This is a genomic window from Pseudomonas morbosilactucae, assembly GCF_023241665.1.
In the GTDB taxonomy this organism is placed as follows: domain Bacteria; phylum Pseudomonadota; class Gammaproteobacteria; order Pseudomonadales; family Pseudomonadaceae; genus Aquipseudomonas; species Aquipseudomonas morbosilactucae.
Map to the genome: position 1 here is coordinate 22,822 of NZ_JALQCX010000057.1, position 13,709 is coordinate 36,530.

The 13,709-nt window shown below is 66.2% G+C and carries 10 protein-coding genes; 5 read left to right on the plus strand and 5 right to left on the minus strand.

Features of this window, described 5'->3' with window-relative positions:
* The first annotated feature begins 44 nt into the window (after nt 1-44).
* Complete coding sequence (locus tag M1B35_RS26425) at nt 45-1,403, plus strand: MATE family efflux transporter (protein ID WP_268263527.1); 1,359 nt, start codon at nt 45-47, stop codon at nt 1,401-1,403.
* Here M1B35_RS26425 and M1B35_RS26430 read toward each other — a convergent pair.
* Both M1B35_RS26430 and M1B35_RS26435 read right to left on the minus strand, forming a co-directional pair.
* Complete coding sequence (locus M1B35_RS26430) at nt 1,351-1,704, minus strand: DUF2834 domain-containing protein (protein ID WP_268263528.1); 354 nt, start codon at nt 1,702-1,704, stop codon at nt 1,351-1,353. The genes M1B35_RS26425 and M1B35_RS26430 overlap by 53 nt on opposite strands.
* Nucleotides 1,701-2,111 (minus strand): DUF6713 family protein, encoded by a 411-nt coding sequence (locus M1B35_RS26435; RefSeq protein WP_268263529.1) that lies wholly within the window; start codon nt 2,109-2,111, stop codon nt 1,701-1,703. Before M1B35_RS26435 ends, M1B35_RS26430 begins: the two co-directional genes overlap by 4 nt.
* A gap of 109 nt (nt 2,112-2,220) precedes the next feature.
* Between M1B35_RS26435 and M1B35_RS26440 the strand changes: the two genes are divergently transcribed.
* Nucleotides 2,221-3,051 (plus strand): helix-turn-helix domain-containing protein, encoded by an 831-nt coding sequence (locus M1B35_RS26440; RefSeq protein ID WP_268263530.1) that lies wholly within the window; start codon nt 2,221-2,223, stop codon nt 3,049-3,051.
* Nucleotides 3,052-3,069: 18 nt separating this feature from the next.
* Here the strand turns inward: M1B35_RS26440 and M1B35_RS26445 are convergent, their stop codons facing one another.
* On the minus strand, nt 3,070-7,197 hold the full coding sequence (locus M1B35_RS26445) for a bifunctional nitrate reductase/sulfite reductase flavoprotein subunit alpha (RefSeq protein ID WP_268263531.1): 4,128 nt from the start codon (nt 7,195-7,197) through the stop codon (nt 3,070-3,072).
* 687 nt (nt 7,198-7,884) lie between these two features.
* Here M1B35_RS26445 and nirB point away from each other — a divergent pair.
* The 3 genes from nirB to M1B35_RS26460 all read left to right on the plus strand — a co-directional run bounded on the left by nirB (nt 7,885) and on the right by M1B35_RS26460 (nt 12,568).
* Complete coding sequence (nirB, locus tag M1B35_RS26450; RefSeq protein ID WP_268263532.1) at nt 7,885-10,446, plus strand: nitrite reductase large subunit NirB; 2,562 nt, start codon at nt 7,885-7,887, stop codon at nt 10,444-10,446.
* A complete protein-coding gene (nirD, locus tag M1B35_RS26455) occupies nt 10,446-10,820 on the plus strand; it encodes a nitrite reductase small subunit NirD (protein WP_268263533.1) in 375 nt (124 codons plus the stop codon). Before nirB ends, nirD begins: the two co-directional genes overlap by 1 nt.
* Before the next feature lie 128 nt (nt 10,821-10,948).
* On the plus strand, nt 10,949-12,568 hold the full coding sequence (locus M1B35_RS26460; RefSeq protein WP_123331726.1) for a methyl-accepting chemotaxis protein: 1,620 nt from the start codon (nt 10,949-10,951) through the stop codon (nt 12,566-12,568).
* On the opposite strand, the gene M1B35_RS26465 is transcribed toward M1B35_RS26460, so the two are convergent.
* Nucleotides 12,565-12,945 (minus strand): DUF2784 domain-containing protein, encoded by a 381-nt coding sequence (locus M1B35_RS26465; protein WP_268263534.1) that lies wholly within the window; start codon nt 12,943-12,945, stop codon nt 12,565-12,567. The two genes, M1B35_RS26460 and M1B35_RS26465, sit on opposite strands and share 4 nt — an antisense overlap.
* A gap of 76 nt (nt 12,946-13,021) precedes the next feature.
* The coding region (locus tag M1B35_RS26470) for an FAD-binding protein (RefSeq protein WP_268263535.1) at nt 13,022-13,709 on the minus strand (688 nt) is incomplete at its 5' end.

Consider the following 13,709-nt stretch of genomic DNA (forward strand, 5'->3'; position numbering starts at 1 on the left):
GAATCGCCGCCACGTTGCTCCCGCCACCCGAGATCATTGCCTCCATGTCCAGCTCCTCACAGCGTCCGCTCTGGCAGGTTTACCTGGTGTTCCTGCTGCCCATGGTGCTGTCCAATTTCCTGCAGTCGTTTTCCGGCAGCCTCAACGGCATCTACATCGGGCAGATGCTCGGCACCCAGGCGCTGGCGGCGGTGTCGGGGATGTTTCCCATTGTGTTTTTCTTTATCGCCCTGGTGATCGGGCTCGGTGCCGGCGCCTCGGTGTTGATCGGCCAGGCCTGGGGCGCCCGGGAAACCCGGACGGTCAAGGCGATTGCCGCCAGTACCCTGTTGCTCGGCGCGTTGATCGGCTTGCTCGCGGCGGTGCTCGGCAGCCTGTTTGCGCGCCAGGCCCTGCAAGGCCTGGGCACGCCCGCCGATGTGCTGGAAGACGCCGTGGGCTACGCCCGGGTGATGATGCTGATCATGCCGCTGCTGTTGGTGTTCGTGCTCTTTACCCAGTTGCTGCGCGGCGTCAGCGACACGGTGTCACCGCTGCTGGCGTTGCTGGTGTCGACGACGGTGGGGCTGATCCTGACCCCGGCGCTGATCCGCGGTTGGTGGGGCTTGCCGATGATGGGCATCCAGAGCGCGGCCCTGGCCGGGTTGGCCGGCAATATCCTGGCCATGGGCTTTCTGGTGTGGCGCCTCAACTGGCGCAAGGATCACCCGCTGGCGCCGGACCGCGAGCTGTTCGCGGCGATGAAACTGGACCGGGAGATCCTCGGCAAGGTGCTGCGCATCGGCTTGCCCACCGGGGTGCAGATGGTGGTGATTTCCCTGTCCGAACTGGTGATCCTGGCCCTGGTCAACCGCCACGGTTCCCAGGCCACCGCGGCCTATGGCGCGGTGACCCAGATCGTCAACTATGTGCAGTTTCCGGCGTTGTCGATCGCCATCACCGCCTCGATCCTTGGCGCCCAGGCCATCGGCGCCGGACGCCTGGAGCGCATCACCCCGATCCTGCGCACCGGGCTGGTGATCAATGCCTGCCTGACCGGTTCGCTGGTGCTGCTGGGTTACCTGGTGTCCGGTCACTTGCTGGGGCTGTTTATCACCGACCCCACGGCCCTGATCCAGGCCCAGCACCTGTTGCACATCATGCTCTGGAGCCTGCTGGTGTTCGGTTTCCAGGCGGTGGTGGGCGGCATCATGCGCGCCAGCGGCACGGTGCTGATGCCGGTGGCGATTTCCATCTTCTGCATCATCGGCGTGCAAGTACCGGCGGCCTATCTGCTGGATGCGCACTTCGGCCTGCAAGGGGTGTGGATGGCCTTTCCGGTGGCCTACCTGGCCATGTTGCTGTTGCAGGTCAGCTATTACCGGGGCGTTTGGCGGCACAAGCAGATCCAGCGTCTGATTTGAGGGGCTGGCGGCCATTGACCACCAGGTACAGCAGGGGGCCGATGGACACGAAGACCGCCGTCAGCACCAGGTAGGGCAGCACCGAACCCAGGGAGCGGCCCTTGGCCCGGGCATCGTGCAGCATCCAGCAACCGGCGAGGAACGCCATCAGGTACAGGTCGATCACCACTTGTGCCGTGTCGGGGCGTGACAGCAGTTGCAAACCGAACTCCAGTAGCGACTGCTGCGCCGTGAGCAGGGTAAACAGGGTGTAGGCGCTGAAGGCCAGCAACGGGGCCAGGGCCAGGCGGGCAGTGTTCATTGTTCGATCCTTGCAGTGAGGGCGCGCAGGGGACGGCGCAGGGGCCACAGCTCCGTTAGCAGGTACAACAGGCCGGCGGCTGCGGCGCCGAAGATCAGCGCCTGGGACAGGGGCGAATCAAAGCTGTACAGCGGGTGTTCGCGCAGGTTGAAATGCAGCCCGCCGTGGACCACCGCGAACCCTGCCAGCAGCCGGTGAAAGCCTTGGCGGACGCGGCCATTGGTATGCCCGCCCAGCCACAACAGGCCCATGCACAGCGGCACATGCAGGGCGATGAACAGGCCCTGGGCCAACCCCACTTCAAGCTCGCGCAAGCCGTACAGCAGACGCCATTCGGCCTGGGCCACGGCGTCCAGTTCATGACCGGCCAAGGCGCCCAGGCACAGTCGCCAGAGTATTTTTTTCACCGTTCAAACCCGAAGCTGGAGGAGTGCCCAGGCTAAGCGCCGGCCTTGCCTGCACTCAATGACCTCAGAGGTCATAGACAGCCACCCGTGGCCAATGCCAGAGTCGCCCATGCCTGAAATTTCTGCTGTACCTCATCCCCCAACCCCAGCGGTGGGCGCGCAACTGCGGCGTTTGCGCCAGCGCGCACGCCTGAGCCAACTGGAGCTGGCCCTGCAATCCGGGCTGTCCCAACGTCACCTGAGCTGTGTGGAAACCGGCCGCGCCAAGCCCAGCCCGGCGCTGTTGCATGCGCTGTTCAGCGCCCTCGACACGCCCCTGGAAGAACGCAACGCGGCCTTTCTGGCGGCCGGTTATGCGCCCCGTTACCCGGCGCTGCCCCTTACCGACCCGGGCATGGCGGCGGTGCGCGGTGCGTTGTTGCACGTGTTGCAGGCGCACAACCCGGCCCCGGCGATTGTCCTCGACAGCGCGTGGCAGGTGCTGGCGGCCAACAGCGGTGCGGCGGCCTTGTTCCAGCTGGTGGGGCTGCCGGCCGCGGCGGCCGAGGGCTTCAATCTGTTGCACACCTTGCTGGCCCCCGGCGGCTTTGGTGAACACCTGATCAATGCCGAGCAGATCCGCCAGGTCGCCTGGCAGCGGGCGACCCGGGAAGCCCCAGCGTGCCCGGCCCTGGCCCAGGTCCTTGGCGGCTTGCCGGTGCCGGCGGGGATCTCCAGCGACACCACCGAGCAGATGGCCAGCCCCTTGCTCCTGACCCGGGTGCGCAGCCCGGTTGGCGAGCTGGGGTTTCTTTCCACCTTCACCACCTTCGGCATGCCCCAGGACATCACCGTGGCGTCCTTGCGCATCGAGCACCTGATTCCCGCCGACCCCGCCACCTGGCAGGCCATGACCACCGCCCATGAACGGCTGCTGGCCGAGGCGCCCGGGGACGCCTGAGCCCGCGTCGTTGCGCCCTCAGTAAACGTCCCGCAGGTAGCGCTTCTGTTCACTCAGGGTGCGCCAGTAGTCGGTGGCGTCTTCACTGCTCAAGCCACCGTGCTGCTGGGCCACCTGGCGCAGGGCCTGGTCGACGTCCCGGGCCATGCAGCTGGCGTCGCCACAGATGTACAACTGGGCGCCGTCCTGCAGCCAGCGCCAGAGCTCGGCGCCCTGTTCGCGGATGCGGTCCTGGACATAAATCTTCTCGGCCTGGTCGCGGGAGAACGCCAGGCTCAGTTCACTGAGCAAGCCATCGCGCTGCATGCCTTGCAGTTCGTCGCGGTAGTAGAAGTCGCTGGCAGCGTGCTGTTCACCGAAGAACAACCAGTTGCGCCCCTGGTCGCCCCGAGCCCGGCGTTCTTGCAGAAAGGCGCGGAACGGCGCAATGCCGGTGCCGGGCCCGATCATGATCATCGGGCGGTCGCCATCGGCGGGCACCCGGAAGTGCTTGGACGCTTGCAGGAAGACCGGCACGTCGCCATCGGCGGCGCGGTCGGCGAGGAAGGTCGAGGACACGCCCTTGCGTTGGCCATAACGCACGGCCGCCACGGTCAGATGCACCTGCTCGGGGTGCAGCTTGGCGCTGGAGGCGATGGAATACAGGCGCGGTTGCAGGCGCTTGAGGGCCTCCAGCCACTCACCGGCGCTGCAGTCGATGGGGTGCTCTTGCAGCACATCGGCCAGTTGCTTGCCCCACAGCCAGTGCTTGAGCTGCTGTTTGTCCGGGTTGTTCAGCAGCGCCCCCAGTTCCGGGTTACGGCTGTGTTGGGCGATAAAGCGCAGGGTGTCCGGGCTGGGCCGGGCGATCTCGTAGTGTTCGCCCAGGGCCTGGGCCAGGGGCATCTCGCCGTGGCGCTCCAGGGTCACCGGAGCCTGGGCATCCAGGCCGGTCAGGTGCAGAACTTCCTCCACCAGTTGCGGGCAGTTGCGCGGCCATACGCCGAGAGCATCGCCGGCCTCGTAGTGCAGGCCTGAGCCCGCCAGGTCAAGGGCGAAGAGGCGGGTTTCCTTGTTCGAACCCGGGCCGTTGAGGGGCTGGTTGTGCAGCAGGCGCGCGGCGAAGGGCCGGGTCTTGCTCGGGGCTTCAAGGGGGCTGGCCTGGGTGCTGGCGGCTTCTACCTTGACCGCGGTTTTAACGTCGAGGGCAGCGCCAGGCCTGGGCGTACTCAAGGCCTGTTGCAAGGCCAGCAGCCAGCCTTCGGCCGGGGCTTCGAATTCGGTGTCGCAGTCCACCCGTTCCAGCAGCCGCGTAGCGCCCAGGGCCTGCAAACGCTGGTCAAGCTGACGCCCGTGGCGGCAGAACTGGTCGTAGTTGGGGTCGCCCAGGGCCAGCACGGCAAAGCGCATGGACTCCAGGCGGGTCTCGGCGGTGTTGAGGCTGTCCCAGAAGCCCTGGCCATTGTCCGGTGGGTCGCCGTCGCCAAAGGTGCTGCTGATCAGGGCCAGGTTCTGAGTGCTGGCCAATCGGCTCGGCGGGAAATCGGCCATGGCGCTGACGTCCACGGCCAGGCCGTTGTCCCGCAGGCGCTTGGCAAAACGTTCGGCCAGGGCTTCGGCGTTGCCGGTCTGCGAGGCCCAGAGCAGGGTCAGGTGCGGGGCGTCATTGGCCGGCTCGGGCAGGGTTGCTGCGGCCGAGGTGGCAGGGGCCCCTTGGCTGTGGCTGAACAGCCCGCCCAGCAGGCCGTCCAGCCACAGTCGCGTGGTGCCGGCCAGGGGCGCGCTGGCAGGCAGGGTGGGCACACCGGCGCCGGGCTGGGCGGTGCTGGTGTGCAGGCCGCTGAGGAAGCCGGCGAGGTAGATGCGCTCGTTGTCATTCAAGCTGGGCGCCGCCACGGCGCGAATACCGGCGAGTTCGGCGAAGGCCTCGATGCGCGACATGCTGCGGTCCTCGGGTAACAAAGAAGAAGGGCTGGGCGCGCCACCGGCCTGGTCGAGAAAGTGGTGCTCGATCAGCGCCACTTTCTGCAGGGCCACCGCGCAGAATTTGAATTCCGGCTGCAGGGACACGGGGTCCACGGCGTCGTGGGTCACGGCGTTGATGGCCAACTGTTCGCCAAACACATCGTTCCAGTGGAACGGCGCAAAGCAGTTGCCGGCCAGCACACGGTCGCTGACCCGCGCCGGCAACACGGCGCGGCCGCGTCGGGAGCGAATTTCCACCGAGTCGCCGTCACTCAGGCCCAGGCGCGTGGCGTCCTGGGGGTGCAGTTCAACGAAGGGCCCGGGGTTGAGTTTGTTCAGGGTGGCGACCTTGCCGGTCTTGGTCAGGGTGTGCCACTGGTGTTGCAGGCGCCCGGTGTTGAGCACCATCGGAAAGTCGTCATCGGGCATCTCCGCCGGGTCCATGTGCGGGCGGGGGAAGAACAGCCCCTTGCCATGTTCGGTGGGGAACACGATCGCCGGGCGGCTGCCGTCGGCCGCCACCTTGAGGGTCTGGCTGAGGCCATCGTTGAGGTAGCGCATGGGGTTGCGGTTCGGCCCGTCGGCCTTGGCGCAGGGCCATTGCAGCGGGCTCTGGCGCAGGCGCTCGTAGCTGGCACCGCGCAGGTCGTAGCCGGTCTTGGGGTTCCAGGCGCGCTTGATCTCTTCGAACACCTCGGCACTGGAGGCGTAGCTGAAGGCCTCGGCAAAGCCCATCTCGCAGGCCACCCGGGCGATGATCTGCCAGTCCGGCAGGCTTTCTCCCGGGGGCTCCACAGCCTTCTGCATCAGGGTCAGGTTACGTTCGGAGTTGATCATCACCCCCTCGGCTTCGGCCCACAGTGCGCCGGGCAGGAGGATGTCGGCGTAGCGGTTGGTCTCGGTGTCGAGGAAGGCGTCCTGGGTAATCACCAACTCCGCTCGTTGCAGGCCCTCGATCACGGTCTGGCGATTGGGCACGCTGGCCACCGGGTTGGTGCAGATGATCCAGCACGCCTTGATTTGCCCGGCGGCCATGTCTTCGAACATCGCCACGGTGCCGCTGCCGCCGTCCCGGGGCAGGCTGTCGGCGGGGATTTGCCACAGGTCTTCGATAAAGGCGCGGTCGCTGTCCACCAGCGCCGAGCGTTGCCCGGGCAGGCCGGGGCCCATGTAGCCCATCTCGCGGCCGCCCATGGCGTTGGGTTGCCCGGTCAGGGAAAACGGCCCGCTGCCGGGGCGGCAGATGGCGCCGGTGGCCAGGTGCAGGTTGCACAGGGCGTTGGTGTTCCAGGTGCCGTGGGTGCTCTGGTTCAGGCCCATGGTCCAGCAGCTCATCCACTCGGCGGCTTCGCCGATCTGCTGGGCGGCCAGGCGGATATCGGCTTCGGCCAGCCCGGTGATGGCGGCGACGCTGGCCGGGTCGTAGTCGTCGAGAAACGCCGGCATGGCCTCCCAACCCTGGGTGAAGGCGGCGATAAAGGTCGGGTCGGTGTGGCCGTTTTTCAGCAACAGGTGCAGCAGGCCATTGAGCAGGGCCAGGTCGGTGCCGGGCTTGATTTGCAGGAACAGGCTGGCCTTGTCGGCGGTGGCGCTGCGCCGGGGGTCGACGACAATCAGCCTGGCCCCGGCCTTGACCCGATCCATCATCCGCAGGAACAGGATCGGGTGACAGTCGGCCATGTTCGCGCCGATCACGAAGAACAGCTCGGCGCGCTCGAAGTCCTCGTAGGAACCCGGCGGGCCGTCGGCGCCCAGGGACAGTTTGTAGCCGCTGCCGGCGCTGGCCATGCACAGCCGCGAGTTGGACTCGATGTGGGGCGTGCGGACAAACCCCTTGGCCAGTTTGTTGACCAGGTATTGGGCCTCCAGGGACATCTGCCCGGACACATAGAAGGCCAGGGCGCTGGGGCCGTGGGCGTCAAGGAGGGCCCGCAGGCGCTGGGCGGTTTCGCTGATGGCCTGGTCCATGCCCAAGCGCGCCGGATCGCGCTGGCGTTCCTGGCGCAGGTAGGCACTGTCCATCCGGCCGGATTCGGCGATGGCCTGGCCGCTGGTGTTGCCCTTGGTGCACAGGCGTCCGAAGTTGCTCGGGTGCTGGGGATCGCCGGCGACCTTGATCACCCGGTTCTGCTCCACCGTCATGACGATGCCGCAGCCCACGCCGCAATAAGGGCAGACGCTACGCACGCTGTTAGTTGCCATCCTCGTCCCTCGAAAAATCCTGCTCGCGGCTCAACCGCCGAAAACAAAAAAGGCGCCCTGTAGCCCTCCCTTGAAGATCCAGGGGGGTACACGGCGCCTTTGTCGTTGGTCGGCAGTCTGCGTTGATTGCCTATCGAGGGGTTCCTAGCAAAGCCCGCGCCAGAACCGTTGGCGGCGGCCCTGACTGGCCCTGGCGCCGCGCCGGCCGGGCTTTGCGTGGGCCAACGCCGGCATGGGCGAAGGCGTTCGGGGCAGGGGCGTCCTGCACTTTTATAAAGCGCCCGGGGGGCTGGCCTGCACCAAGCCAAGGCAATTGACAGCGAGTGGGGAAGGGGCGCGGCAGGGCCTGGTGACGGCTGGGATTTGCCCCCGGTGATTCGCTGCAGGCCACGTGATTCGTGCCTTTGAAGGGAGGTTTTGGGTGCGCGTCGAGGGGTGGTTGAGGCCGGCCTGGCACAAAGGCTGCAAGACCGGGATCAGGTCCACCCAGAACGCATTCGAGTGGACAGCCCCGTCGGTCAACGAAGATCGATCGACCCGAAGGTCTTGGGGCAGTAACGGTGGATCAGGCACAGAGGCCCGGTTGCACACCGCAAAAGAACAGGCAAAGGCGCCTGGAACCGCAAGGTTTCAGGCGCTTTTTTTTTGCTTTTTTAAACCGTGATTGGCTTTGACCGGGTGCTATTTATGAACGCCACTGTTGCCCCTTTGAACAAGTTGCAAACCCTGATCGTGATCGGTAACGGCATGGTCGGCCACCACTGCGTCGAACAACTGATCGAGCGTGGCGCCCTGGACCACTACCGGATTCACGTGTTCAGCGAAGAGCCGATGCGTGCCTACGACCGCGTGCACCTGTCCGAATATTTCACTGGCCGTGACGCCGAGTCCCTGGCCCTGGGCGAAGCTTCGTTGTACCAGCGCCCGGGTGTGACCCTGCACCTGGGGGTGCCGGTGCTGGAGATCGACCGCGTGCGGCATGAAGTGATCACCGCCGCCGGCTGCTTCAACTACCACAAGCTGGTGCTGGCCACCGGGTCCTATCCATTCGTGCCGCCGATCGAAGGCGCCGAGGGCGATTCGCGCCTGGTGTATCGCACCCTGGAAGACCTCGACGGCATTCGCAAAGCCGCCGCCAATGCCCGACGTGGCGTGGTGGTGGGCGGCGGCCTGCTGGGCCTGGAGGCGGCCAACGCCCTGAAGTCCCTGGGCCTGGAAGCCCACGTGGTGGAATTCGCCCCGCGCCTGATGCCGGTGCAGCTGGACGAGCAGGGCGGCCTGGCCCTCAAGGCGCAGATCGAACGCCTGGGCGTCGGCGTGCACCTGTCCCGTGGCACCCAGTCGATCTGCCCGGGTGAGGAGTACCGCTACCGGATGAATTTCGGCAACGACGAGTACCTGGAAACCGACCTGGTGCTGTTCTCCGCCGGCATCCGTCCGCAAGACGCCCTGGCTCGCCAGTGCGCCCTGGAACTGGGCCCGCGTGGTGGCGTGGCGGTGGACGACGCCTGTCTGACCAGCGACCCGGACATCTACGCCATCGGCGAATGCGCGGCCTGGAACGGCAGCATCTTCGGCCTGGTGGCCCCGGGTTACCAGATGGCCCGCGGCGTCGCCGCGAGCCTGTGCCGCCAGGACGCCGAACCCTTCCAGGGCGCGGACATGTCCACCAAACTCAAGCTTTTGGGGGTGGATGTAGGCTCCATCGGCGACGCCCACGGCAACACTCCGGGCTCGCGCAGCTACCAGTTCATCGACCAGACCAGCGCCAGTTACCGGCGCCTGGTGGTGGACGCCGAAGGCAAGCGCGTGCTCGGTGCGGTGCTGGTGGGCGACAACAGCTACTACGACACCCTGCTGCAATACATGCAGAACGGCATCACCCTGCCGGCCGACGCGGCGGGCCTGATCCTGCCCAGCTCCAGCGGCGCACCGACCCTGGGCCCGGGCGCCTTGCCGGATTCGGCCACGGTCTGCTCGTGCCACAACGTCACCAAGGGCGCCATCTGCTCGGCCATCGACGGCGGCTGCAGCGACCTCGGTCAACTCAAGTCGAGCACCAAGGCCTGCACCGGTTGCGGCGGTTGCGCGGCCTTGCTCAAGCAGGTGTTCGAGCATGAACTGATCGCCCGTGGTGTCAGCGTCGACAAGAGCCTGTGCGAGCACTTCGCCTACACCCGCCAGGAGCTTTATGCCCTGGTTCGGGTCGAGGGTGTGACCAGTTTCGACGAAATGCTGGCCAAGCACGGCCGTGGCCACACCGGCTGCGACATCTGTAAGCCGGCGGTGGGCTCGATCCTCGCCTCGTGCTGGAACCAGCCGATCATGGACGCGTCCCTGGTGCCGTTGCAGGACACCAACGACACCTTTATGGCCAACATGCAGAAGAACGGCACCTACTCGGTGGTGCCGCGCATCGCCGGGGGTGAAATCACCGCCGACAAGCTGATCGTGATCGGCCAGGTGGCGAAGAAATACGACCTCTACACCAAGATCACCGGCGGCCAGCGCATCGACTTGTTTGGTGCCCAACTGCATCAGTTGCCGGATATCTGGGCCGAGCTGATTGCCGCCGGTTTCGAGACCGGCCACGCCTACGGCAAATCCACCCGTACGGTGAAGTCCTGCGTGGGTAGCACCTGGTGCCGCTATGGCGTGCAGGACAGCGTGGCCATGGCGCTGTTGATCGAGGACCGTTACAAGGGCCTGCGCTCGCCGCACAAACTCAAGTTCGCGGTTTCCGGCTGCACCCGTGAGTGCGCCGAGGCGCAAAGCAAGGACGTCGGGGTGATCGCCACCGAAAAGGGCTGGAACCTCTACATCAGCGGCAACGGTGGCATGCGCCCGCGCCACGCCGAGCTGTTCGCCACGGACCTGGATGATGCCACCCTGATCCGCTACATCGACCGCTTCCTGATGTTCTACATCCGCACCGCCGACAAGCTGCAGCGCACCTCGGTGTGGCGTGAAAGCCTGGAGGGCGGCCTGGATTACCTCAAGGCGGTGATCATTGACGACAGCCTGGGCCTGGGGGCCGAGCTGGAAGCGCAGATGCAACTGGTGGTCAACCGCTACGAATGCGAGTGGGCCAACGCCCTCAAGGACCCGGAAAAACTCAAGCGCTTCCGGACCTTCGTCAACGATCAACGCCCCGACCCGGACATTCATTTTGTCCAGGAGCGCGGCCAACGGCGTCCGGTGATGGCCGCTGAACTCAACCTGATTCCCGTCGTCGAGGAGGTGCTCTGATGAGCCAGTCCAATAGCCAACGCGTCAATTCCATCCAGCCGCAGCACTGGCAGCGCCTGTGCGGCCAGCAGGACCTGGTCAGCAACTCCGGGGTGGTGGCCTGGTTCGAGGGCGCCCAGGTGGCGCTGTTCTACCTGCCGGACGCCGAGGGCCAGCAGCTCTTTGGCCTGGACAACCACGACCCGCAGTCGGGGGCCAACGTGATTGGCCGCGGGCTGCTGGGGTCGATCAAGGGTGAGTTGGTGATCGCCTCGCCCCTGTACAAGCAGCACTTCTGCCTGGCCGACGGGCGTTGCCTGGAAGACCCGGAGCAACGCCTGCGGGTGTGGCCGGTGCGCCTGAATGGCCAGGACGTGGAAATCGCCGCCGCCTAAGGCCGGCGTTTTGAACTTCCCCGGGCGCTGTGCGGTGGTGCAGCGCCCGAGGGAATTGGTAGAGATCTTGCTGTAGAGAATTTCAAATGCGTGGCCTGTAGGCCGGTATTGATCAGGGAGCATTTGAAATGGCCACATTGAGTACCGCACAACGTATCGCCCTGGGTTTTGCCATCGCCCCGGTGGCGTTGCTGGGCATGGGCCTGTATGCCGTGCATGACCTGGCCACCCTCAAGGACCAGGCCGCCCAGATCGTCCAGCAGGACTGGCCGAAAATCGACCCGATCATGGTGATTGCCACCGGGGTCCGGGATAACGGCCGCAACACCCGCGACCTGCTGATCGACAAGGACAACCCCCAGGTCCCGCCGGCCATCGAGGCCACCAAACAACGCATCACCCAAGCCTTTGCCACCCTGGAACCGCTGTTCGATTCCACCGAGGGCAAGGCCGCCTACGCCCAGTTGAAGCAGCATCGCGAGGCCTATGTCGCGGCCTTTATGCAGGTCCAGGGGCTGATCCGCCAGGGCGCCACCGAAGCGGCCATGGCCCAGCTCAAGCAGCAAGTGATGCCCGCCGAACAGCGGGTCTACCAGAGCCTGGACGCGATGATGGCGTTGCAAGGACGGATTTTCAGCGAACGCGAACAAGCCGCCGACGCCCTGTATCGGGACGCGCGCCTCAATATGGTGCTGCTGTTTGTGCTGTGCGTGGGCGCGGTGGTGGCTGCCGGGGTGGCGGTCACCCGCAGCGTGACGCGACCTTTGGGCGGTGAGCCCGATGCCGCTGCCCAGGTCTTGAGCCAGATTGCCCAGGGCGACCTGACCATCGACGTGCCTGTCGCCGCCCGCGACACCGCCAGCCTGATGCGCTCCATGCAGCAGATGCAAGGCAGCCTCAATGGCATGGTCAAGCACATTGCTGCGTCCGTGGACCGGGTGGCCAGTTCATCCGAGGAACTCAGCGCGGTCAGCAGCCAGACCAGCCTGCAATTGCAACAGCAGGGCCTGGAGATCGAGCAAGCGGCGGCGGCAGTGAATCAGATGACCGCTGCCGTGGATGAAGTGGCGCGCAACGCTGTGAGCACCAGCGAAGCCTCCCGGGCCTCGGAGCAAAGTGCCCAGCGCGGCCGTTCCCAGGTGCAGGAAACCGTGGCCTCCATCAATGCCCTGGCCGAAGGGGTGAACGACACCGCCGGGCATATCCAGCAATTGGCCGGGCGGGTGCAGGACATCAGTTCGGTGCTGGACGTGATCCGCAGCATCGCCGAGCAGACCAACCTGCTGGCCCTTAACGCGGCCATCGAAGCGGCCCGGGCCGGGGACGCCGGGCGCGGCTTTGCCGTGGTCGCCGACGAGGTGCGGGCCCTGGCCCATCGCACCCAAGTATCGACCCAGGAGATCGAGCAGATGATCGGCAATATCCGCCAGGACAGCGGCCAGGCGGTGAACGCCATGCAAGGCAGCAGCGAGCGGGTACTGAGCACCCTGGAGGTGGCGCGGCGCGCGGGCGATGCCCTGGAGGACATCACCCGCTCCATTTCCCAGATCAACGAACGCAACCTGATGATCGCCAGTGCCACCGAGCAACAGGCCCTGGTGGCGCGGGAGGTGGATCGCAATCTGGTGGGCATTCGCACCTTGTCCGAGCAGGTGCTGCAAGGGGCGCAACACACCGACAGCGCCGGCCACGAACTGGCGCAGATGGCCGGCGAACTGCATCAGACCGTGGCGCGTTTCAAGGTCTAGCCCTTGGCGTTGTGGCGCTGTTTCCAGCCCCGTACCAAGCGCAGGTAGACCAGCAGGTTGAGGCCCAGCACCAGGGCCCCCAGCCACAGCTGGATGCCGGGCGTCAGGCCGGCGGGGTAGATCACCGGGATCAGGTAATGCTCGATAAAACCGGCGCCATAACCCTCTTGTCCGGCGGCGTGGCGCAGCAGGTTTTCCCAGCGGGTCAGGGGGCATTCCAGGTGGAACACTTCCACCGCCACGCCCCAGATGGCGGCCGGCAGGTGCAGGCTGATCAGCCACGGCCAGCGCAACAGCAGCAAGCCGCCGAACAGCACAAAGAGAATGAACGACAGGTGAAACAGCACCAGGGCGTCGGCGGCGAATCGGTAAAGCATGGAGAGTCCTTTCACGGGGCATTTTCGCCGCGACTATACAGCCCCGCGTCGCTTCCGACAGGGGCTGCCCCGAGGTTTATTTTTCCATGATTGGCTGCGGGCTCTGCGCACGCTGGGCGGCGTCCGTCACCCCGGCGGCGTGGCGCCCGGCGATGTAGCCGAAGGTCATGGCCGGGCCCAGGTTGATGCCTCCGGAGGGGTAGAAGCCGCCCATCACGCTGGCCATGTCGGTGCCCACCGCATACAGCCCGGCAATCGGTTGTTGCGCCACGTCCAGCACCTGGGCCTGGCCGTTGGTCTTGAGCCCGGCGAAGGTGCCGAAGCTGCCGGGCAGCACCTTCACCGCGTAGAACGGGCCGTGCTCGATGGGCGCCACGCAGGGGTTGCTGCCTGTGCTCATCGGGTCGCCCTGCTTGCGGTTGTAGGGTGTCGAGCCGCGGCCGAACTCCGGGTCTGTGCCCTGGCGGGCGTGTTGGTTGTAACGGTTGACGGTGGCGGCCAGGCCTTGCGGGTCGATGCCGCAGCGCTGTGCCAGTTCCTCGATGCTGCGGCCCCGCTGCAGGTAGCCGCTGCGCAGCAACGCCCCCACCGGCAGCGGGAACGGCCGCGAATAACCCAGGCCATAGCGCCGCTGGAAGCGGTGGTCGCAGATCATCCAGGACGCCACTTCCTGGCCCTCGGGCACGGCGGCAACCATGGCTGCGGTGTAGTCGTAGTAGCCGTCGGCTTCATTGACGAAACGCTTGCCGTCGGCCAGCACGCCG